Origin of the sequence: Cellulomonas sp. ICMP 17802 (assembly GCF_041295535.1) — a bacterium.
Classification (GTDB): Bacteria; Actinomycetota; Actinomycetes; order Actinomycetales; family Cellulomonadaceae; genus Cellulomonas.
Map to the genome: position 1 here is coordinate 1 of NZ_JBGFQZ010000010.1, position 20,505 is coordinate 20,505.

The following is a 20,505-nucleotide window of genomic DNA, read 5'->3' on the forward strand; positions in this document are numbered from 1 at the left end:
CGCCGCGACACGTCGGCCACGGCGCCGTCCCACGTCTCCGCCAGCGCGGTGGCCCGCACCTGCGGGTCGGTCGCGGTGGTGGTGAGGAAGTCCGCGACCGGCCCGACCGCGACCTCCGGCAGCAGGCCGTCCTCGAGCGGCACCTCGGGGACCACGACGACGGTCGCCGACGCCAGCCCCGCCTCGGCCAGCATCTGCCGCAGGTGGTCGCCGACCGCCGTCTCAGCCCCGGCGTCCACTCGGTCCAGCACGAGAGCGAGGTGGGTCCCGCGGCGCGCGGCGTCGGCGAGCAGCTCCCACGGCACCGCGTCCGCGTACCGCGCGGCGGTGGTGACGAACAGCCAGACGTCCGCCGCGCCCAGCAGCTGGGCCGCCAGGATGCGGTTGCCCTCCTCGACGGAGTCCACGTCCGGCGCGTCCAGCAGCGCGAGCCCCACCGGGACCGCCTCGGACGCCACGAGCCGCAGCCCCGGCCGCGCGCCCGCCAGCCCGCGCTCGTCCGCGGCGTCGGCGCGCGTCAGCGACGGCAGCACCCGGTCCGAGCTGAACCAGCGCACGTCCAGCGGGTGGTGCACCAGCACGGGCCAGCGCGTGGTCGGCCGCAGCACCCCGGACGGGCTGACGTCGGTGCCCACCAGCGAGTTCACCAGGGTCGACTTGCCCGCGCCGGTCGAGCCCCCGACCACCACGAGCACGGGAGCCCCCGGGTCGCGCAGCCGCGGCAGCAGGTAGTCGTCGAGCTGGTCCAGCACGCGCTGGCGGTCGGCGCGGGCGGTCGCCGCGGTCGGCGTCTCGAGCGGGAGGCGCAGGTCGGCCACGTGGCTGCGCAGCGCCAGCAGGGCGCCGACGAGCTCATCGTGCTCCATCGCCGCACCCGCCTCCCTCACGTCGTAGCGAGCGTATCCGCGCAGGTCCGCCGACGATCGGCGGCGCGGGTCGACCCGATCGTGCCCCACGGGGCACGGCGGCGCGCGCCGGGAGACGACGACGGCCGCCCACGCACCGGGTGCGGGACGGCCGTCGTGCTGCGCTCAGTCGCGGCGGAGCTTGCGGTACGTCACCCGGTGGGGGCGCGCCGCGTCGGCGCCGAGGCGCTCGACCTTGTTCTCCTCGTAGGACGCGAAGTTGCCCTCGAACCAGTACCAGTTCGCCGGGTTCTCCTCGGTGCCCTCGTACGCCAGGATGTGCGTCGCCACCCGGTCGAGGAACCACCGGTCGTGGGACACCACGACGGCGCAGCCGGGGAACTCGAGCAGCGCGTTCTCCAGCGAGCCGAGCGTCTCGACGTCCAGGTCGTTGGTGGGCTCGTCGAGCAGGAGGAGGTTGCCGCCCTGCTTGAGCGTGAGCGCGAGGTTGAGCCGGTTGCGCTCGCCGCCCGACAGCACGCCGGCCGGCTTCTGCTGGTCCGGACCCTTGAAACCGAACGCGGCGACGTAGGCCCGCGACGGCATCTCGACGTTGCCGACCTTGAGGAAGTCGAGCCCGTCGGAGACCACCTCGAACAGGGTCTTCTTGGGGTCGATCCCGCCGCGCGACTGGTCGACGTAGGAGATCGACACCGTCTCGCCGACCTTGAGCTCGCCCTTGTCCAGCGGCTCGAGCCCGACGATGGTCTTGAACAGCGTGGTCTTGCCGACGCCGTTGGGGCCGATGACGCCGACGATGCCGTTGCGCGGGAGCGTGAAGCTGAGGCCGTCGATGAGCGTGCGCCCGTCGAACCCCTTCTCCAGGTTCTTCGCCTCGAGGACGATCGAGCCCAGGCGCGGGCCCGGCGGGATCTGGATCTCCTCGAAGTCGAGCTTCCTGGTGCGGTCCGCCTCCGCCGCCATCTCCTCGTAGCGCGCCAGGCGCGACTTGGACTTGGTCTGCCGGCCCTTGGCGTTGGACCGCACCCACTCCAGCTCCTCCTTGAGGCGCTTGGCGAGCTTGGCGTCCTTCTTGCCCTGGATGGCGAGGCGCTCGCCCTTCTTCTCCAGGTACGTCGAGTAGTTGCCCTCGTACGGGTACAGGCGACCGCGGTCGACCTCGCAGATCCACTCGGCCACGTGGTCGAGGAAGTACCGGTCGTGGGTGACGGCGAGGATGGCGCCCGGGTAGTCCTTGAGGTGGGCCTCCAGCCAGAGCACGCTCTCCGCGTCCAGGTGGTTGGTGGGCTCGTCGAGGAGCAGCAGGTCGGGCTTCTCCAGCAGCAGCTTGCACAGGGCGACCCGGCGCCGCTCACCACCCGACAGGATGGTGACGTCCGCGTCCGGCGGCGGGCAGCGCAGCGCGTCCATGGCCTGCTCGAGCTGGGCGTCGAGGTCCCACGCGTCGGCGGCGTCGATGGCCTCTTGCAGCTGGCCCATCTCGGCCAGCAGCGCGTCGAAGTCGGCGTCCGGCTCGGCCATCAACGCCGAGATCTCGTTGTAGCGGTCGAGCTTGCCCTTGATCTCGGCGACGCCCTCCTCGACGTTGCCGAGCACCGTCTTCGCCTCGTTCAGCGGCGGCTCCTGCTGCAGGATGCCGACCGTGTAGCCCGGGCTGAGGCGCGCCTCGCCGTTCGACGGCTGGTCCAGGCCGGCCATGATCTTGAGGATCGTCGACTTCCCGGCGCCGTTGGGTCCGACGACGCCGATCTTGGCGCCCGGCAGGAAGTTCAGGGTGACGTCGTCGAGGATGACCTTGTCGCCGTGCGCCTTGCGCGTCTTGTACATGGAGTAGATGAACTCAGCCACTGGCTCTTCGTCCGCCTCGGTGATCGTGGGGTCGCCCCGGCGCTCGCGTGGGCTCGGGGCACTGCTGACCGGCATCGGCGACGGCGGGTCGACCGCGCAGCGGGGTGCGCGCGGTCCGACCTGCCGCACGGTCGGGTTGCCGGTGCCCCAGCCTAGGCGATCACCCGGCTGCGGCCAGCGCGAGCTCCGGCGCGACGTCGTCGGCGGGCGGTGCCCCCAGCTCGTCGTCGTCCGCGAGCTCCTCGAGCTCGGTGACGTCGGCCGGCGCCTCGTCGGACCCGGCCGCGGCGGACTGGTTGACCGTCCGCGCGAAGTGGCTGCTGCCGAACGCCAGGTTGGGGCCGAGCGCGACGGCGTCGAGCACGAGGGTGGTGCGCGGGCCCTCGGGGCCGGCCCACTCCTCGGTCGACAGCTGACCCTGCACGATCACCGGGTCGCCCTTGCGCAGGGACCGCGCCGAGTTCACCGCCATCGCACGGAACACCTTCACGTGGAACCACTCCGTCTGCGCGTCCCGCCAGGCGCCCGCGCCCTTGTCGAACCAGCGGCGCGTGCTGCCCAGCCGGAACGTCGCGTACGGGACGCCGCCGTCGCTCTCGTGGAAGATCTTCGGCTCGGTGCCGATCCACCCCACGACGGTGAGGTCCAAGGTCTGCGTGCTCATGCGTGCCTCCAGTGCCGGGCGCCCTGCGGGTGCGGGGCTCGTGCGACCAGGCTGCGCGACGGGCGGGTGCGGAGACGCTCGATCGACGAGGACCGTGGACGGGCGCACCCCGGCGTGGGGCTGTGGGCGGCTCAGCCGCGCGCGGCGGCGATGAGCTCGCGCACCGTGCGGTGCTCGGCGAGCACGGCCTCGGTGGGCACCGCGAGCCGCGCGCGTGCGACGTTCTCGAGCGCCGCGCGGCCGTCCTCCAGCACGCGCGCGGACCGTCGCCGCGCCGCCGCCCGGCGGGCCGCCACGGACCCGATCGCAGCCGCGACCGCCGCCACCACGAGCACGACCGCCCCGATCGGCGCCCACACGTTCGCGCGCGCCCCGCCGACGAGCGAGCCGACCGCGATCGAGGCCACCAGCAGCGCCACCCCCGCCAGCACCACCGCACCAGCCATCAGCCACACGGCGACCGCCGACCGCCGCGTCGAGACCGCGAGGTGCGTGAGCGCGTCGGTGACCGCGAGCCGCAGCTCGGCGGTCGACGCGACCCGCTCGGCGACGTCCTGCCCCCACCGCCGCGGCAGGCCGGTGGTGACGGCGTCGAGCCACGACGCCCGCGCGAGCCCGACGGTGTCCTCCTGCACCGCCCCGAAGCCGGGTGCGGCGCCGGACGAGCCGGCGTGGACCGCGGCGCCGACGCCGGCGGCCACGGCCGACAGGCCCACCGCGGCGGAGAGCCGGTCGACCACGTCGGTGACCGACAGCGCGGCCGGGGCGGGCTCGCGCGCGGCCACCTCGGCCGCGAGCAGCGCGGCGGCGTCGTTCAGCTCGGCCCCTGCGTGCCGCGCGGCCAGCGAGCGCGAGCTCACGGCGGTGGCCAGCAGCTCGCGCAGCACGCCGATGCCCTCCCCGGTGCGCGCGGAGGCCTCGCGGACCGGCACACCGGTGAGCCCGTCGTCGACCAGCAGGTGCTCGACGTCCGCCACCAGCTCGGCGCGGACGTCCTCCGGCACCGTGTCCACCTGGTTGAGCACCAGCACCATGGACGCCTCGTGGCCGACGAGCCGGCGCAGGTAGCCGCTGTGCAGGGCGTCGTCCGCGTACTTCTGCGGGTCGACCACCCACGCGAGCAGGTCGGCCTGCGGGAGCAGGCGGTCGACGACCTCGCGGTGCTCCGGGGCGATCGAGTCGTGGTCGGGCAGGTCGAGCAGCACGAGGCCCCGCAGGGGCGCCTCCGACTCGCCGTCGAGCAGGCTCTCGCGCTCGATCCGACGGTCGGGGACGACGCCCAGCCAGTCGAGCAGCGGCCCGCCGTCGCCTCCCCACACGCACGCCGTGATCTCGGAGGTGGTGGGCCGGCGCACGCCGACGTCGGCGAAGTCCAGGCGGCAGATCGCGTTGAAGAGGCTCGACTTGCCCGAGCCGGTGCCGCCCACGAGCGCCACGACCGTGTGGTCCACGCCGAGCGCGAGCCGCTCGCGCACCCCGTCGACGGTCGCGACGACGCTCGAGACCACCGCGGGCGCGAGGCGGGCGCCGCCGACCGCGAGCGCGCGGTCGAGCGCGTCGACCCGGGCGGTCAGGGCAGCGGTCTCGTCGCCGTGCAGGGGGCCGTCGGGGGTCGTGCTCACGTGAGTCCCTTCAGCACGGCGAGGCGGAGGCGCAGGCGGGACGCCGCGTCCTCCGCGAGGTCGGGGTCCGCCAGCACGTCCCCCACGGCGGCGCGCTCGACGGCGACCTGGCCGGCGACCCGGGCCACCAGGTCGTCGCGCAGCTCGGCGACGGCGCGCTCGCCCGCGGTGTCGATCAGGTCCACCAGCAGGTCGTGGGCCTCGCGGACGCCCGAGGCGGCGGCCAGCGCCACGGCGGCCAGCCCCTCGTCCCCGAGGGCGTGCTCGGCCTTGCGCCGACGACGGACCTCGCGCGCGACGTCGCGGCGCGGCCGGGTGACCCCGTCGGGCGACGTGTCGGCGGGTCCCGCCGTGAGCGCGGCGCGCACCACGCGGGGCCCCTGCGCGACCCAGGCGCGCGCGGCCTGCTCGGCCGTCGTCCGTCGCCCGGCCCGCAGTCCGGTCGCGGCCCACGCGGCATCGACGGAGGCCCCGCCCTCGGGCTGGTCGGCCGCGGTGAGCGCCGCCCGGAGCACCTCCTCGGTGTGGGCACCGGCGGACGTGAGCACGGCCGTCGCCGAGCGCGTCAGGTCGTCGACCAGCGGCTCGAGCGCGACGGCGCGCGCGCGACCCTCGCGGGACGAGCCCCGGACGCGCCCCGACGAGCGGACCACCGTGCCGAGCGGCGCCCCGTCGGCCGAGAGCTCCGCCCAGCGCGCCCGCACGGCACCGTCGGCGACCGCGCCGCCACGGATCGACGCCGCCGCCTGCGCGGTGGGCGCCTCGATCACCTGGTCGAGCACGCCCGCGATCCGGGCGGCCGCGTCGGCCTGTGCCTGCACGGCCTCGGCCAGCTCGTCGACCCACGGGCGCAGGGCGGCGAGCGATCCCCGCAGGGTCCGGCCGATGACCGTGCGCGCCCGGTCCGGGCCCGCCAGCATCGCGAGCCAGCGCTGGATCGGAGCGACGACCGCCGGCGGCAGCAGGCCCTCGTGCGGCCCGAGGTCGGGCACGACGAACAGGGGCGACCCCTGCAACCCGTGCCCGCGCAGCCGGTCGAGCAGGTCCCCGCGCACGGTGGGCAGCGACGCCGGCGGCACGCGGTTGAGCACCATCGCGATCGACGCCCCGCGGTCGACCGCGCCCTGCAGCACCTGCCAGGGCAGCGCGTCGCCGTACCGCGCGGCGGTCGTGACGAACAGCCAGAGGTCGGCGGCCTCGAGCAGCCGGTGCGCGGACTCCCGGTTGGACTCGAGCACCGAGTCGAGGTCGGGGGCGTCGAGCAGGGCGATCCCCCGCGGCACGTGCTCGTCCGCCACCACGCTCACCGACTCGAGGACCGGGTGGTGCGAGAGCAGCTGGGTGTCCAGGGGGTGGTGCACGAGGACGGGCCGGCGGGTGGTCGGCCGCAGCACGCCGGCCGTGCTCACCTCGGCGCCCACCAGCGAGTTCACCAGGGTCGACTTGCCCGCGCCGGTGGAGCCCGACACCACCACGACCGCAGGTGCGGAGAGTTCGGTCAGGCGCGGGACCAGGTGCTCGCCCAGCTGGTCGACCAGGCGCGCCCGGGACGCCCGCGCGGACGCGATGCCCTCGAGCTCGAGCGGGAAGCCCGTGGCCTCGACGTCCCGGCGCAGGTCGCGCACGGCATCGAGCAGGGAGGTCGCGGCGAGCGGCCGCGCCAGGACGTCGCGCGGATCGGGGGCGACGTGGCGTGCCTGTGCAGCCAGCGGCCGCACAGGTTGCGCGGGGTGCACTGGCGCCGTGCCGGGCTGCGCGCTCACGCGCCCATTGTCGCGGTGTCATCTGACCTGGCAAAACGCGCCACGCGGTGCGATCGCGCCCGGTTCGTGCGGATCGATTCGCCGGGCGGCCCGCCGTTAGGCTGTGGGCGCACGTCCAGCCCCCGTAGCTCAACGGATAGAGCAACGGCCTTCTAATCCGTCGGTTGCAGGTTCGAGTCCTGCCGGGGGCGCCATCCTGGGTCGCTGACCAGCAGGAACGTTCGCCCGTTCGCGCTCGATCTCCGCTACCGTCCGAGCATGGTGGAACGTCCCCGGTCGACCACGACCGGTCCCGGCGGCTCCGATCTGACCCCCGAACCCGTCACCGGGACCCGCACGAGGGACAAGGCCGTCATGTCGCGGCGCGAGATGGTGGTCATGGGGCTGGTGGTCGTCGTCATCGCCGTCGCGCTCGGCTGGTGGCGCTCGGCGCACGGTGCCGACACCGCGACAGCCCTGCAGGCGGGCTTCTCGGTGATCGTCGTCGTCGGCTCCGGGCTGACGGTGAACCAGGTCGCGGCCCGCCGCCGCGCGAGGCGGCGCGCCGGCCGGTAGTCACCCGAGCAGCCGCGCCACCTGCTCCGCCACCTCGTCGGGCGCCTCGAGGTACGCGAAGTGGCCGCACCGCGGCAGCACGCAGAACGTGGCCCCGGGGATCGCGTCGGCCACGTGCCGCGCCAGCTCGACGGGGACGACGTCGCCCTCCCCGTGGATCACCAGGGCCGGCGAGGTCACGCGACGCAGGGCCGGCAGCGGGTCGTACCCGGGCGAGAACCAGGTCTGCTCCCCCAGCCGTTCCTCGACGGCCCGCGCCGTGAGCACCCCCGCCGCCGTCCAGCCCGCGCGCAACCGGGGGACCACGGCGTCGAGCAGCTCGGGCCGGTGCAGCGCGCCCCGGAAGTGGAGCCGGAAGTACTCGAGGTCGACGTCCGGGTCGCCCGCCCGGAACGCGGCGGACCCGGCGAGGGCCGCCATGGCCTCCCGCTCGGCCGGGGGCCGGGCGCTGCGCCGGTGCGCGAAGTAGGCCGCAGCATCCTCCCCCGACGCCGGGGCGGAGTTCATCAGGATCAGGTGGGAGACGCGCCCCGGGTGCCGGCCGGCGTACTCCATCGCGAGCACGCCGCCCCAGCTGTGGCCGAGCAGCGCCACCGACGCCACGCCCAGGTGCTCGCGCACCAGGTCCAGGTCGGCCATCTCGGACTCGAGGGTGACGTCCTCGGGCACGACGCCCTGCGCGGACCGACCTCGGCCCCGCTGGTCGTAGTACGCGAGGGTGCAGTGCTCGGCCAGCCGGTCCAGCTCCGGCAGCAGGTACTGGTGGTCGAGGTCGGGCCCGCCGTGCAGGACGACGAGCGCGGGCCCGGTGCCGACCACCCGGACGAACAGCCGGCCAGGCCCGGCCTCGAGGTGGCCGGTGCGCACGTGCACGACGTCCAGCGTAGCCAGGCGCCGGGGTGGCGAACCCGGACGAAAGGGGCCGAATAATCCCGTGACGAGGCCTGTCCGGGCGTGGTCGAGTACTCCCACACCACCAGATCGTCCGGGCTCCGGCCCGGGCACCGTCATGCCCAGGAGCACACCGTGTACCAGACCATGTCCCACGAGCTCGCGCGCCAGGACTACGCCCAGCGCCTCGCTCAGTCCCAGCACGACCGCGCCGTCGAGGCGGCGCGGCGCGACAGGCAGCCGTCCGAGAACATCGGTCGGCCACCGGATCCGCGGCGCGCCACGGCGCGTCGGACGCCCCTCGCCGACGCGTTCGGCGCGCTGCTCCACCGGACCGCAGCCTGACCTCGGGCGCGGACCGACCCGTCACCGCGGGTTGGTCCGCGCCCGCTCTCGTGCGTGCCACCATGTCGCCATGCCGTCGCACCCCCGTCCCCGGCCCGCCGGCGGCCAGTGATGCGTCGGCACGCCACCCCGGACCCCTCCGCCGAGCAGCCCCTCCGCACCCGTCTCGCCCGGCACCTGGTCCTCTGGCTCGAGCGGGTCGGCCTCGGCCTGGCCGCGGGCGCCGGGACGCTCGGCGTCCTGCGCTGGGCGGGCACGTCGTGGACCGCGAGCCTCTGGATCGCCGGCGCGATCGCCGTCGTCGTGCCGGTCGCGGCGTGGCTGGCGTCGACGGTGCCGGGTCACGAGGACGGCGCCCGCTAGCTCAGCCGGGCGACCGACCGGCGTGCAGGCGGTCGACGATCACCACCACGCCGAGCACCGCCACCGCGAGCGCCATCGACGCCACGACGTCGGTGAGGAAGTGGTACCCGAGGTACAGCCGGCTCAGGGCCACCAGACCGGTGCCGACGACGGTCGCGATCCCCCAGCCGACCAGCCGCCCGACCGTCGGACGCCGGCTGCAGACGAGGTAGCCCGCCACGAGCAGGAAGGTCGCCGCGCCCAGCGTGTGGCCGGACGGGAACGACGCGGTCGTCTCGGCCCCCGGCACCAGCATCGTCTCCGCGGGCGGCCGGGCCCGGCCCACGAGCCCCTTGACCGCCAGCGAGATCGCCGTCGAGCCGATCATCGCCGCCGCGAGCAGCAGCGGGCGCCAGCGCTCCTTGGTGACGAGCGCCCAGACCAGGCACGCGACGCCGACGAGGATCGGCAGGACGGTGGGGCCGGACACGAACGTGATGGCCGCCAGCGCGGACGTGAAGCCGGTGGTCCGGTGCGCCACGAGCCAGTCGAGCACGGGCTGGTCGAGGTCCCAGAGGTCGTCCTTCTCGCGGACGCCGTCGAGCACCCCGAAGAACGCCGTGAGACCGGCGACGACGAGCAGCAGACCGGGCAGCACCGCCCAGAGCACCGGGCGCGCGCGGACGGTCGCGACGGGTGGGGGCGCGAGCGCCTCGTCGTGGGACATCCACCGACGCTAACCGGGGTCGGCGTCGCGCACGAGCGCAGGAGTCGGTGCCGCCCCCTAGGCTGACCTGCGTGACCAGCACGCCGACCCCCCCGCCCGCTGCCCCCGGCCAGGAGAGCGCCGACCGCATCGTCTGGATCGACTGCGAGATGACCGGCCTCGACCTGGGGGCCGACGCCCTCGTCGAGGTGGCCGCCGTCGTCACCGACTCGGAGCTGCGCGTGCTCGGCGAGGGCGTCGACGTGATCATCGCGCCGCCGCCCGAGGCCCTGGAGCAGATGAACGACTTCGTCCGCACCATGCACACCACGTCCGGCCTGCTCGACGGCCTGGCCGGCGGCACGACGCTCGAGGACGCCCAGGCGAAGGTGCTCGAGTACGTCCGCACGTGGGTGCCGGACCCGGGCAAGGCGCCCCTGGCGGGCAACTCCGTGGGCACCGACAAGGCGTTCCTCGACCGCGACATGACCGAGCTGGTGGGTCACCTGCACTACCGGGTGATCGACGTGTCGTCGATCAAGGAGCTGGCCCGCCGCTGGTACCCGCGGGTGTACTTCGCCTCACCGCGCAAGAACGGCGGCCACCGCGCGCTCGCCGACATCCTCGAGAGCATCGACGAGCTGCGCTACTACCGGGCGGCCCTGCTGCCCGCCCAGCCCGGCCCGGACTCCGCGGCCGCGAAGAAGATCGCGGCGGACGTCGTCGCGACGTCGGTCAAGGGCGCCCTGCTGCCGGAAGGCTGAGCGCGCCGGGTCGGAGGTGAGGTGCACCGCCTGCGACGTTGGCTGCGCCGGCACGACCCCGAGGGGTACGCCCTGCACCGGGCGGTCCGCCTCGCGCTGGCCGCCACGACGGTCCTCGCGGTCTGCGACCTGGTGCTCGGCGATCCCGAGGTGGTCACGTTCGGCGTCTTCGGGTCGTTCGCGCTGCTGCTCTTCGCCGACTTCCCCGGCAGCCCCGCTGGCCGGCTCGGCTCGTACCTCGGCCTCGTCGTTGTCGGCTGCCTGCTCATCGGCCTCGGCACCCTGGCGTCGTCGTCGTGGTGGGCGGCCACGCTGGCGATGCTCGTCGTCGGCACCCTCGTGGCCTTCGCCGGGACTGTGTCCGCGGCCGTCGCCTCGGCGCGCAACGCGACCCTGCTCCTGTTCGTCCTGCCCGTGACGCTCCCGGCCGCCCCGGCGGAGATCCCCGCCCGGCTCGCCGGCTGGGGCGTCGCCGCCGCGGTCTGCGTGCCCGCCGCGCTCCTGCTGTGGCCGCCCCGGGAGCACGACCGTCTGCGGTCGACGTCGGCGGCGGCGTGCACCGCGCTGGGCGCCGAGCTCGCCGCGCTGTGCGACGCCCGGCCCGCCGGCCAGGTCGACGGCGCGTTCGACGACCTGCGCCGGGCGCTGCGCGGCACCGCGTACCGCCCCGTCACCCTGACCACCGGGAGCCGCCTGCTGCTGCGGCTCGCCGACGAGCTCGAGTGGCTGCGCCAGCTGGTGCGCGTGTCGGACCAGCACGCGGTGGGCAGCTGGCCGCCGTGGACCCGGCAGGTGGTCCGCTCGTGCGCCGAGATCCTCGCGGCGGCCGGCGGGTCCCTGCGCCCGGACCCGCACACCCCCGCGGCCGCCGACGCCCGGCGCCGCCTCGACGTCGCGCTCGCCGAGCTGGCGGACACCCGGCGGAAGGCCGCCGACGAGCTGGCCGACGAGCTGGTGCGCGGCGTGCCGCTCACCGCCGACCAGCGCGACCACCACACGCAGCGCGCGCACGCCTGGGCCTACGCCGCCGAGCTGGCGGGCCGGACCGCCGCGGCCTCGGCGGCGGCCGACGCGCGCCCGCTGGTCGACCGCCTGCTCGGTCGCGGCTCGACGCCCCTGACGGTCGGACCGGTCGCCGCGGCCGGTCGGCTGGCCGCGCAGCAGGTGCGCCGCGACTCCGTGTGGCTGCAGAACAGCATGCGGACCGGCGCGGGACTGGCGATCGCCGTGCTGGTGGCGCAGCTCAGCCACGTCCAGCACGGGTTCTGGGTGGTGCTCGGCGCCATGTCGGTGCTGCGGACGTCCGCGGTCACCACCACGTCCACGGTGCTGCGCGCGCTGCTCGGCACGGTCGCGGGGTTCGTCGTCGGCGGGGGCCTGATCCTGCTGGCCGGCGACGGGCCCGCGACGCTGTGGGTGCTGCTGCCCGTCGCGGTGCTCGTGGCCGGCTTCGCGCCGCAGACCGTCTCGTTCGCGGTCGGCCAGGCCGCGTTCACCGTCGCGGTGCTGATCCTGTTCAACATCCTGCAGCCGGTGGGCTGGCAGGTCGGGCTCGTCCGCGTGCAGGACGTGGCGATCGGGTGCGCGGCCGCGCTCGTCGTCGGGCTGCTGCTGTGGCCGGGGAGCGCCGACGCGCGGGTGCGCCACGCCCTGGCCGAGGCCTATCGGACGACGTCCGACCTGCTGGTGGACACCGTCCGGCGAGCTCTCGCCCCGGACCTCACGCCCACCGACGACGACGCCGCGTCGGCGGCCCTGCGGCTGGACTCCGCGCTGCGGCAGTACCTGGCCGAGCGCGGGTTCGGGCCGGAGGGGCTCGAGACCGTGACGGCCGTGACCAACGGGGTCGGCCGGCTGCGGCTCGCGGCCGAGGCGATCGAGCAGCTGCCGCGACCCGACCCGGTCCCGTCCGCCGCCGAGGGGCAGATCACCGCGCTCCTGCTGGGCCGCTCGGCCGGCGCGCAAGGCTGGTTCCACGGCATCGCCGGCGCCCTGGTGCAGCGGGGGCTGCCGGTGCCCGACCCGCTGCCCGACGACACGCAGGAGCTCGTGGTCGGCCTGCTGGCCGCGGCGCGGCGGCCGCGCACCGACGCGGTGGCCCGACGCGACCTGCAGCTGGCCTGGGTCGGGCTCTTCCTCGACGACACCGCGGCGCTGTCGGCCAGGCTCGGCGGACCGGTCGCGCGCCTGTGCCTGGGCGGTGAACCGCGCCCGGAGACGACGTCGGGCGCCGACCAGCTGGTCGACGCCCGACGCGATGGGGTGGCTAACGGGACTTGAACCCGCGACCCCCTGGACCACAACCAGGTGCTCTACCACCTGAGCTATAGCCACCACGATCCCCCGACGCGCACGCCGGGGCGTCGAGAAGTGTACCCGAGGCTCCGAGGGTTTCTTTCATCGTCCCGTGCCCCTGGTCAGTGGCCTCGGCCACTGCCGTCCAGGGTCAGAGCCGCGCGACGACCGCGTCGGCGAAACGCTCGGCCGAGCCCTCGTCGTACGCGAAGAACAGCGACGGCTCCGTGAGCTCGAGCTCGAGCACCACGGGGTTGCCCTCGTCGTCCGGGATGAGGTCGACGCGCGCGTAGAGCAGCGGCCCGTCCACCCCCGGCGCGAGGCTCGGCAGCGCCGCGACCACGCGCTCCGCCAGCTCGCGCTCCGCGTCGCTGGCCTCGCGGGCGCTCAGGGTCTCCTCCTCGTACAGCTTCTGCTCCTCGCGGTACGGGCCCGCGAGCAACGCTCCCTTGCGGATCGAGTGGCTGAACGTGCCCTCGATGAAGACCAGCGCCGTCTCGCCGACCGTGTCGACCTTGCGCAGGTAGCGCTGGATCATCACGCGCCGGCCGACGCTCAGCAGGTTCTTCGCGTGCGTGATCGCCAGCGAGCGCTGCTGGGTGATGCCGGCGTCGTACCGACCGGTGTCGCGCGAGCCGGCGCTCACGGTCGGCTTGATGACGAAGTCGCCGAACGCGGGAAAGCGCGTGTGGATGGCCCGCGAGTCGTGGTTGCGCTCCGGGTCCAGCCAGATGGTCGGGACGATGGGCAGGCCCGCCGTCTCGAGATCGCGCAGGTAGGTCTTGTCGATGTTCCAGCCGACCACCGACGCCGGGTTGAGCAGCGTGCTGGTGCGCTCGACCTTGCGGGTCCAGTCGGCGAACTGGGCGGGCCGGTCGGTGTAGTCCCACACCGAGCGGATGAGCACGTGGGGGTACGTGCCCCAGTCGACGGTCGGGTCGTCCCAGACCACGACGTCGGTCGCGACGCCGCGGGCGAGCAGCGCGTCGCGCAGGGCGTGATCGTCGATGTCGAGCTCGGGCAGCTCGGCGCACGTGGCGAGCGCGAGGCGGGCGGTCGTCGAGGTGGTCACGTGCGCAGCGTACCGACGGGGGCGTCGTCGCCCGCTGTGGCGTGCGTCTCCTCCGACGGCTCGGTCAGGCGGTCCAGCGCGCGCACCACGGTGGCCGGCGTGGCGCTGCCGACGACGTTGCCCTGCGCGTCGTGCACCGGGAGCGGCCCGTCCACGCCGACGAACGCGGCGAGCACCTCGCCCAGCTCCGTCCCCACCGTCAGCGGCGCGCCGGACACCGCGACAGGCACGACCTCGTCCAGGTCAGCCCGCTCGAGCCGGCCGAGAGCGAGCAGCCGCGCCGTGCGTCCGCGGCCCACCAGGTCGGCGACCGCGCGCGTCGCCGGGCGCGCCACCACGTCGAGGGGGGACGCCAGCTGCTCGATGTGCGCGCCCGGGCTGAGCACCGCCACGCGGTCCGCCATGCGCACGGCCTCGTCGATGTCGTGCGTGACCAGCATCACCGTGATGCCGAGCGTGCGCTGGATGCGGGCGAACTCGGTCTGCAGCCGCCGGCGACCCACGGGGTCCACCGCGCCGAAGGGCTCGTCCATGAGCAGCACGGGCGGGTCCGTGGCCAGCGCGCGGGCGACCCCGACGCGCTGGCGCTCGCCGCCGGAGAGCTCGTGGGGGTAGCGGCGCGCGTACCGGTCCGGGGCGAGCCCGACCAGGTCGAGCAGCTCGTCCACGCGGGCGGCCGTCCGCTTGCGGTCCCAGCCGACCAGGCCCGGCACGGTGGCGACGTTCTGCGCGACGGTGCGGTGCGGGAAGAGCCCGACGTTCTGGATCACGTACCCCATGCGGCGGCGCAGGCCCACGGGGTCGACGCCGGTGACGTCCTCGCCCTCCAGGAGGATGCGGCCCGACGTCGGTTCGACCAGCCGGTTCGCCATCCGCAGCGTGGTCGACTTGCCGCAGCCCGACGGACCCACGAGCACGAGCACCTCGCCGGGGTGCACCGCGAGCGAGAGGTCGTCGACGGCAGCGCCGGCCTCGCCCGAGCCGCTCGCGTAGGACTTGCTGACGTGCTCGAAGGCGATCGCCGGGTCGTCTGCCACCTCCCGGACGCTAGCGCCTGCGTCCGACACCCGCACCGCCGGGCGCCCATCTGCCGCCCACCCCCTGCGGATGTCGGTGGGCCCGGGTACGTTTTCGGGATGCGTCTGGCCCAGGCTCCGCCCAACCCGTGGTTCTCCTGGGAGTACGTCCAGCGCAACGCCTCGGACATCACGCACGCCCTCGAGCAGCACGCATCGCTGACGTTCCAGGCCGTCGTCATCGCGTTCGTCCTCGCGCTCCCGCTCGGGGCGCTCGCCCACCTGCGGCCGCGGCTGGCCGGACCGGTGCTCGGCGTCGCCGGCGTCCTGTACACCGTGCCGTCGCTGGCCCTGTTCGCCATCCTCGCGCCGTACACCGGCATCGGGCGCACGACCGTGCTCATCGGGCTGGTCTCCTACGCGCTGCTGGTGCTCACCCGCAACGTGCTGGTGGGTCTCCAGGGCGTCGACCCGGCGGTGCGGGACGCCGCGCGCGGCATGGGCTACGGCCGCACGCGCCTGCTGTTCTCGGTCGAGCTCCCGCAGGCCCTGCCCAGCATCGTCGCGGGGCTGCGGCTGGCCACCGTGACCACCGTCGCGCTGGTCACCGTCGGCGTCGTGGTGGGGTACGGCGGCCTGGGCCAGCTGATGTTCCGCGGCTTCCGCAGCAACTACCACGCCGAGATCATGACCGCGACGGTGCTGTGCCTGCTGCTGGCCCTGGTCTGCGACCTGGTGATCGCCGGCGTCGGCCGCCGGCTGACCCCGTGGGCGCGCGTCGAGAGGCCGGTGTGACGTGGACGTCCTGACCAGCGCGTTCGCCTGGCTCAACGACCCGCTCAACTGGGTCGGGAAGAACGGGGTCCTCGCCCTCACGCGGGACCACATCGTGGTGTCCGTGCTCGCCGTGCTGCTCGCCGCCGTCGTCGCTCTGCCTGTCGGTCTGTGGCTCGGGCACCGCGGCCGGGGCGGGACCGTGGGGGTCGTCGTCGCCAACACCACGCGGGCGCTGCCCACGCTCGCGCTGCTCACCCTCCTCGCCGCCACCGGGCTGTTCGGCAACACCGCGACGGTGCTCGCCTGCGCGGTCTTCGCCGTCCCGCCGCTGCTCACCAACACGGTGACGGGCCTCGGGGAGGTCGACGCCGACGTGCGCGACGCGGCGCGCGGGGTCGGCATGTCGGGCCGGCGCAGCCTCTGGGCCGTCGAGCTGCCGCTCGCCGTCCCGCTCATCGCCGCGGGGGTGCGCACGGCGTCCGTCCAGGTGCTCGCCACGGTGCCGCTCGCGGCGCTCGTCGGGGGCCGCAGCCTCGGCACGATCGTGGTCACGGGGTTCGGCACCCAGGACTACGGCCAGGTGCTCGCGGGCGGCATCCTGGTCGCCGGGCTCTGCCTGGTGGCCGAGGGGCTGCTGGCGATCGCGCAGTACGTGCTGACTCCCCGCGGCCTGCGCGCGCTCGCCCGGGACTCGTCGGACGGCCCCACCCGGCGAACCCGCCGGTCACACATCACGTCGCCAGGGGTTGCCGTGCCCGCGGCGAGCAGATCGAATAGGTCCGGCCCATCTTCGTGACTCTGTCGACGGCGTCCCCCGATCGTCATCCGGCACCCCAGCCCCGCCCCTGCTGACTCCCCGAGGAGAGCACCATGCGAGCGAGTCGCTCCACCACCCTGACCCTCATCGCCATCGCCACCCTGGCGCTCGGCGCCTGCGGGGCCCCCGGATCGGGCGGGGGCGAGGCCGAACCGACCTCCTCCAGCTCGTCCGGGCTCGCCGCCTGCGACCCCATCGCCGGCGACAAGCTCGTCGTCCTCGAGGACGACAAGGGCCTGCAGAACGCCGACAACATCATCCCGGCGGTGAACAAGGCAGCCGCCGCGGCGCACCCGTCCATCGTCGAGCTCCTGGACACGGTCTCGGCCGCGCTCGACACCGACAAGCTCATCGCGCTGAACAAGGCCGTCGACATCGACCGGAAGACGTCGAGCGAGGTGGCCACCACGTTCGTCGAGGACGAGAAGCTCGCCGCGACCGACACGTCCGGGTCCGGCACCTCCCTGGTCATCGGCGCGGCCAACTTCTCCGAGAGCGCCACGCTCGCCGAGATCTACGCCGCCGTGCTGCGGACCGCCGGCTACACCGTCGAGGTGCGGACCATCGGCAACCGCGAGACGTACCTGCCGCCCCTCGCGGACGGCACGCTCACCGCGGTCCCGGAGTACGCGGCGACGCTCGCGGACTTCCTCAACGCGCAGCAGAACGGGGCCGACGCGAAGTCGGTGGCCTCGGCAGACGTCGACGCGACCGTCGCCGCCCTGACTCCGCTCGCGGACGCCGCCGGCCTGGTCGTGGGCAAGCCGTCCGCGGCGCAGGACCAGAACGCGTTCGCCGTGACCAGCGAGTTCGCCGCGAAGCACGACGTCAAGACGCTCAGCGACCTGGCCGCCACGTGCGGCGGCCTCGTGCTGGCCGGCCCGGCCGAGTGCCCCGAGCGCCCGTTCTGCCAGCTGGGCCTCGAGGACACGTACGGGCTCGAGTTCGCCGACTTCAAGTCGTACGACTTCGGCCTGATCGGTCAGGCCGTGCGCAAGGGTGAGGCCGCCATCGGTCTCGTCCTGTCGAGCGACGGGTCGCTCGCGGCCGACAGCTGACCGCGGGGACGAAGGCGGGTCCGACCGGGGAGAACCGGTCGGGCCCGCCTTCGTGCGTCGGCTGGCTGGGCGTCGAGGCGACCCCTTGCGGGTCTCGCGAACCCCTCTGCTTGGCCCCACGACGCCCCGGCGGGACGATGGCGCGATGGCGTGGTCCCCGCCGCCGGACGCGAGCCCGGACCGCTCGCCGCGCCCGTCGGCGGCGATGTGGACGTGCCCACGGTGCCGGCGCACCTTCGCCCAGCGGAACCAGGTGCACACCTGTGCGCCGCTGGGCGACCTCGACCGCCACTTCGCCGGCACCGATCCCGCGGTCCGCGCGACGTTCGACCGCGTGCTGGCCGTCGTCCGGTCGTTCGGGCCGGTCGACGTGCTCCCGGAGAAGTCCCGCGTGGCCCTGCACGTGCGGATGTCGTTCGCGGCGTTCACGCCCCGCCGGCACTGGCTCGACGGCCACCTCGTGCTCGCCCGCCGCGTGGACAGCCCTCGGTTCCGGCGGATCGAGGTCTTCTCGCCGCGCAACGTGCTCCACGCCGTGCGCCTGGCCGCGCCGAGCGACGTCGACGACGAGCTGGTCGCCTGGCTGCGTGAGGCGTACGCCGTCGGTCGGCAGGACCACCTCTCCTGACGTGGCGCCGGCGGCGGACTACGGTCGGGGAGATGGCGAGCATGAACGAGCGTCTGCGCGACGCGGCGAACTCCCACGACCCGGCCCGGGTAGCGGCCCTGATGGCGCCCGACTACGACAGCGCCCAACCCGTCCATCCGGGCCGGTCCTTCGTCGGGCGGGCGCAGGTGCTCGCCAACTGGACGTCGGTGTTCGAGGGCGTCCCCGACTTCGAGTCCGAGCTGCTGGCATCCGCGTCCGCCGGTGACACCGAGTGGGGCGAGTGGCGGTGGCACGGCCGGCACGCCGACGGCGCGCCCTTCGACCTGCGCGGCGTGACGATCTTCGTCATCCGCGACGACGCGGTCGTCGCCGGCAGGCTGTACATGGAACCCGTCGACGAGACGGGCGAGGACATCGACACCGCGGTCCAGGAGCTCTACGGACCCCGCTGACGACGAAGGGCCTCCCCCAGCGTTGCTGCTGGTGAGAGGCCCTTCGATGGTGCGCCATCAGGGACTCGAACCCCGAACCCGCTGATTAAGAGTCAGCTGCTCTGCCAATTGAGCTAATGGCGCGCGGTTGAGAACGCTAGCAGGCCGGGCGCCCGATCTGCCAATCGAGACCGCCGGTCGTGACCACCGTCACGAGTCCTGCGCCCTCGGCTCCTCGTCCCACCAGGTCGACTCCGGGAGCCCCTCGGACTCGAGGATCTGGGCGGACGTGGCTTCGGGGGTCACCAGGTCGACGATGAGGGCGAGCGGGACGTGCTCGGCGAGCAGGTCGAGCACGGGCTGGGTGGTCTGCTCGTCGTCGGCAGACGGCGGTGTCTTCTCAGTCATGGTCGACCTCCTCGGGGCTCTCCGGTCGTACGGCCGGGATGCCCCGTCCGTTCATGGCACCACCCGGGCCGTGCCGGTGCAAGTGCTCGGAACCGGCGGTCGGGTGCAGGAGAGGAACGCTCAGAGATAGAGCCCGGTTCCCTCGCCGGCGGCGCGGGGCTCGGCCACGGCGTGCACGTCCTTCTCGCGCAGGAGCACGTAGGTGGCCCCGCCCAGCTCGACCTCGGCGCGCTCCTCGGGGTCGAACAGCACCCGGTCGCCCACCTCGACCTGGCGGACGTGCTGCCCGGCCGCCACGACGGCGCCCCAGGCGAGGCGCTTGCCGACGACGGCGGTCGCGGGGATGACGATGCCGGCGGACGAGCGGCGCTCCCCCGCCTCGCCGTCGAGCGAGACGAGGAGCCGGTCGTTGAGCATGCGGATGGGCAGCTCGCTGCGGTCGGACGTGGGCGTGCTCACGAGCCCGACGCTACCTCGCGCGCCGACGTAGGCTGGCCGCAGCCCGACCACCCCGTCCGCCAGGAGAACCCGTGCCCCGCCTCGCCGTCGGCGACCTCGCCCCCGACTTCACGCTGCCCACCGCCGACGGGGGGACCGTCACCCTGTCCGACCTGCGCGGTCGTCGCGTCATCGTGTACTTCTACCCGGCGGCGATGACCCCGGGCTGCACCACGCAGGCGTGCGACTTCCGCGACAACCTCGCGTCCCTGCAGGGCGCGGGGTTCGCCGTCGTCGGCGTCTCGCCCGACCCCGTCGACAAGCTCGCCGAGTTCGTCGCGCAGGAGCACCTGACGTTCCCGCTCGGCTCCGACCCCGAGCACGCGGTGCTCGAGGAGTGGGGCGCGTGGGGCGAGAAGCTCAACTACGGCAAGACGGTGGTCGGCGTGATCCGCTCGACGGTCGTCGTCGACGCCGAGGGCCGCGTCGAGCTCGCGCAGTACAACGTCAAGGCCACGGGCCACGTCGCCAAGCTGCGCCGGGACCTCAAGGTCGCCTGACCGGTGTGGGAAACTTCCGCTGCGCGGGAGTGGTGAAACGGCAGCCACGCCAGGTTTAGGTCCTGGTGCCCGAGAGGGCGTGCGGGTTCAAATCCCGTCTCCCGCACGCGACAAGGGCCGGTCCCCTCGGGGGGACCGGCCCTTCGTGCGTACTGATCAGGCCGTGGTGGCGGCCGCGGCGATCTTCTCGCGCACCTCGTCCATGTCGAGCGCCTTCACGGCCTCGACCACCTGCTCCAGCGCGGGAGCGGGCAGCGCGCCGGCCTGGTTGAACACCAGGATCCCGTCGCGGAAGGCCATGAGGGTCGGGATCGAGAAGATCTGCAGCTCGGCGGCGAGCTCCTGCTCAGCCTCCGTGTCGACCTTCGCGTGCACGACGTCCGGGTGGTTCTCCGAGGAGTCCTCGAAGACGGGACCGAAGCGCTTGCACGGCCCGCACCACTCCGCCCAGAAGTCGACAAGGACGATCTCGTTGTCCTTGATGGTCTGGCCGATCGTGCTGCCGGTCAGCTCTGTCGTCGCCATGACGTTCCTCCAGTCTCGGTTGCTGCGCGTTGCTGCGAGGTAGAGCACGCAACCACCGACGACTATTCCCGAGGACGCCGTGACGCACACCTCGGGGCGGGGTGATCCGGGCGGCTGTGCGCGCCGTCTCGT

23 protein-coding genes and 4 tRNA genes are annotated in these 20,505 nt (G+C 74.3%); 13 read left to right on the forward strand and 14 right to left on the reverse strand.

Features of this window, described 5'->3' with window-relative positions; all coding sequences use genetic code 11:
• From AB5970_RS10035 to AB5970_RS10055, 5 genes are all read right to left on the reverse strand, one after another.
• A partial coding sequence (locus tag AB5970_RS10035; protein WP_370503796.1) for a dynamin family protein occupies nt 1-866 on the reverse strand: 866 nt, incomplete at its 3' end.
• A 165-nt stretch (nt 867-1,031) separates the two neighbouring features.
• Nucleotides 1,032-2,714: an energy-dependent translational throttle protein EttA gene (gene ettA, locus AB5970_RS10040; protein ID WP_370503797.1), complete on the reverse strand. Its 1,683-nt coding sequence runs from the start codon at nt 2,712-2,714 to the stop codon at nt 1,032-1,034.
• A gap of 160 nt (nt 2,715-2,874) precedes the next feature.
• A complete protein-coding gene (locus AB5970_RS10045) occupies nt 2,875-3,378 on the reverse strand; it encodes a single-stranded DNA-binding protein (protein ID WP_370503798.1) in 504 nt (167 codons plus the stop codon).
• A 131-nt stretch (nt 3,379-3,509) separates the two neighbouring features.
• Nucleotides 3,510-5,000, reverse strand: coding sequence for a GTPase (locus tag AB5970_RS10050; RefSeq protein ID WP_370503799.1), 1,491 nt, complete (start codon nt 4,998-5,000; stop codon nt 3,510-3,512).
• Complete coding sequence (locus AB5970_RS10055) at nt 4,997-6,763, reverse strand: dynamin family protein (protein ID WP_370503800.1); 1,767 nt, start codon at nt 6,761-6,763, stop codon at nt 4,997-4,999. The genes AB5970_RS10050 and AB5970_RS10055 overlap by 4 nt, the downstream gene beginning before the upstream one ends.
• A gap of 118 nt (nt 6,764-6,881) precedes the next feature.
• On the opposite strand from AB5970_RS10055, the gene AB5970_RS10060 reads away from it, so the two are divergent.
• Nucleotides 6,882-6,957 (forward strand) — tRNA-Arg (locus AB5970_RS10060).
• Between the two features lie 64 nt (nt 6,958-7,021).
• A complete protein-coding gene (locus AB5970_RS10065; protein ID WP_370503801.1) occupies nt 7,022-7,318 on the forward strand; it encodes a hypothetical protein in 297 nt (98 codons plus the stop codon).
• Here AB5970_RS10065 and AB5970_RS10070 read toward each other — a convergent pair whose 3' ends face one another.
• Nucleotides 7,319-8,191, reverse strand: coding sequence for an alpha/beta fold hydrolase (locus AB5970_RS10070; RefSeq protein WP_370503802.1), 873 nt, complete (start codon nt 8,189-8,191; stop codon nt 7,319-7,321). It lies immediately after the preceding gene.
• A 153-nt stretch (nt 8,192-8,344) separates the two neighbouring features.
• Between AB5970_RS10070 and AB5970_RS10075 the strand changes: the two genes are divergently transcribed.
• The gene (locus AB5970_RS10075; protein WP_370503803.1) at nt 8,345-8,554 is read left to right on the forward strand and encodes a hypothetical protein; all 210 of its coding nucleotides are present in this window, start codon (nt 8,345-8,347) and stop codon (nt 8,552-8,554) included.
• Between the two features lie 111 nt (nt 8,555-8,665).
• Nucleotides 8,666-8,917: a hypothetical protein gene (locus tag AB5970_RS10080; RefSeq protein ID WP_370503804.1), complete on the forward strand. Its 252-nt coding sequence runs from the start codon at nt 8,666-8,668 to the stop codon at nt 8,915-8,917.
• A 1-nt stretch (nt 8,918) separates the two neighbouring features.
• On the opposite strand, the gene AB5970_RS10085 is transcribed toward AB5970_RS10080, so the two are convergent.
• On the reverse strand, nt 8,919-9,623 hold the full coding sequence (locus tag AB5970_RS10085; protein WP_370503805.1) for a phosphatase PAP2 family protein: 705 nt from the start codon (nt 9,621-9,623) through the stop codon (nt 8,919-8,921).
• Nucleotides 9,624-9,694: 71 nt separating this feature from the next.
• Between AB5970_RS10085 and orn the strand changes: the two genes are divergently transcribed.
• Together orn and AB5970_RS10095 are read left to right on the forward strand one after the other, a co-directional pair.
• Nucleotides 9,695-10,366, forward strand: a complete 672-nt coding sequence (gene orn / locus AB5970_RS10090) for an oligoribonuclease (RefSeq protein ID WP_370503806.1) — start codon at nt 9,695-9,697, stop codon at nt 10,364-10,366.
• A gap of 21 nt (nt 10,367-10,387) precedes the next feature.
• Nucleotides 10,388-12,646, forward strand: coding sequence for an FUSC family protein (locus AB5970_RS10095; RefSeq protein WP_370503807.1), 2,259 nt, complete (start codon nt 10,388-10,390; stop codon nt 12,644-12,646).
• Here the strand turns inward: AB5970_RS10095 and AB5970_RS10100 are convergent.
• The 3 genes from AB5970_RS10100 to AB5970_RS10110 form a co-directional block, all read right to left on the reverse strand.
• Nucleotides 12,625-12,700 (reverse strand) — tRNA-His (locus AB5970_RS10100). The genes AB5970_RS10095 and AB5970_RS10100 overlap by 22 nt on opposite strands.
• Nucleotides 12,701-12,812: 112 nt before the next feature.
• Nucleotides 12,813-13,733 carry an ATP-grasp domain-containing protein gene (locus AB5970_RS10105; protein WP_370503808.1) on the reverse strand — a complete coding sequence of 307 codons (921 nt, stop codon included), beginning with the start codon at nt 13,731-13,733 and terminating at the stop codon, nt 12,813-12,815.
• Nucleotides 13,730-14,770 carry an ABC transporter ATP-binding protein gene (locus AB5970_RS10110; protein WP_370503809.1) on the reverse strand — a complete coding sequence of 347 codons (1,041 nt, stop codon included), beginning with the start codon at nt 14,768-14,770 and terminating at the stop codon, nt 13,730-13,732. The genes AB5970_RS10105 and AB5970_RS10110 overlap by 4 nt, the downstream gene beginning before the upstream one ends.
• Before the next feature lie 99 nt (nt 14,771-14,869).
• Here AB5970_RS10110 and AB5970_RS10115 point away from each other — a divergent pair, with 99 nt between their 5' ends.
• The 5 genes from AB5970_RS10115 (at nt 14,870) to AB5970_RS10135 (ending at nt 18,463) form a co-directional block, all read left to right on the forward strand.
• On the forward strand, nt 14,870-15,544 hold the full coding sequence (locus AB5970_RS10115; RefSeq protein ID WP_370503810.1) for an ABC transporter permease: 675 nt from the start codon (nt 14,870-14,872) through the stop codon (nt 15,542-15,544).
• Nucleotide 15,545: 1 nt separating this feature from the next.
• Nucleotides 15,546-16,322, forward strand: coding sequence for an ABC transporter permease (locus tag AB5970_RS10120; protein WP_370503811.1), 777 nt, complete (start codon nt 15,546-15,548; stop codon nt 16,320-16,322).
• 74 nt (nt 16,323-16,396) lie between these two features.
• On the forward strand, nt 16,397-17,401 hold the full coding sequence (locus AB5970_RS10125) for a glycine betaine ABC transporter substrate-binding protein (RefSeq protein ID WP_370503812.1): 1,005 nt from the start codon (nt 16,397-16,399) through the stop codon (nt 17,399-17,401).
• Nucleotides 17,402-17,546: 145 nt separating this feature from the next.
• Nucleotides 17,547-18,029 carry a DUF5655 domain-containing protein gene (locus tag AB5970_RS10130; protein WP_370503813.1) on the forward strand — a complete coding sequence of 161 codons (483 nt, stop codon included), beginning with the start codon at nt 17,547-17,549 and terminating at the stop codon, nt 18,027-18,029.
• Between the two features lie 32 nt (nt 18,030-18,061).
• Complete coding sequence (locus AB5970_RS10135; protein WP_370503814.1) at nt 18,062-18,463, forward strand: nuclear transport factor 2 family protein; 402 nt, start codon at nt 18,062-18,064, stop codon at nt 18,461-18,463.
• 47 nt (nt 18,464-18,510) lie between these two features.
• Here AB5970_RS10135 and AB5970_RS10140 read toward each other — a convergent pair.
• The 3 genes from AB5970_RS10140 to AB5970_RS10150 form a co-directional block, all read right to left on the reverse strand.
• Nucleotides 18,511-18,586, reverse strand: a tRNA-Lys gene (locus AB5970_RS10140).
• A 66-nt stretch (nt 18,587-18,652) separates the two neighbouring features.
• Nucleotides 18,653-18,850: a hypothetical protein gene (locus AB5970_RS10145; RefSeq protein ID WP_370503815.1), complete on the reverse strand. Its 198-nt coding sequence runs from the start codon at nt 18,848-18,850 to the stop codon at nt 18,653-18,655.
• A 120-nt stretch (nt 18,851-18,970) separates the two neighbouring features.
• Nucleotides 18,971-19,267: a GroES family chaperonin gene (locus AB5970_RS10150; RefSeq protein WP_370503910.1), complete on the reverse strand. Its 297-nt coding sequence runs from the start codon at nt 19,265-19,267 to the stop codon at nt 18,971-18,973.
• Between the two features lie 113 nt (nt 19,268-19,380).
• On the opposite strand from AB5970_RS10150, the gene bcp reads away from it, so the two are divergent.
• Both bcp and AB5970_RS10160 read left to right on the forward strand, forming a co-directional pair.
• On the forward strand, nt 19,381-19,848 hold the full coding sequence (gene bcp / locus AB5970_RS10155; RefSeq protein WP_370503816.1) for a thioredoxin-dependent thiol peroxidase: 468 nt from the start codon (nt 19,381-19,383) through the stop codon (nt 19,846-19,848).
• Nucleotides 19,849-19,871: 23 nt separating this feature from the next.
• Nucleotides 19,872-19,954, forward strand: a tRNA-Leu gene (locus AB5970_RS10160).
• 50 nt (nt 19,955-20,004) lie between these two features.
• Here the strand turns inward: AB5970_RS10160 and trxA are convergent.
• Complete coding sequence (gene trxA, locus AB5970_RS10165) at nt 20,005-20,373, reverse strand: thioredoxin (RefSeq protein ID WP_370503817.1); 369 nt, start codon at nt 20,371-20,373, stop codon at nt 20,005-20,007.
• Nucleotides 20,374-20,505: the final 132 nt, after the last annotated feature.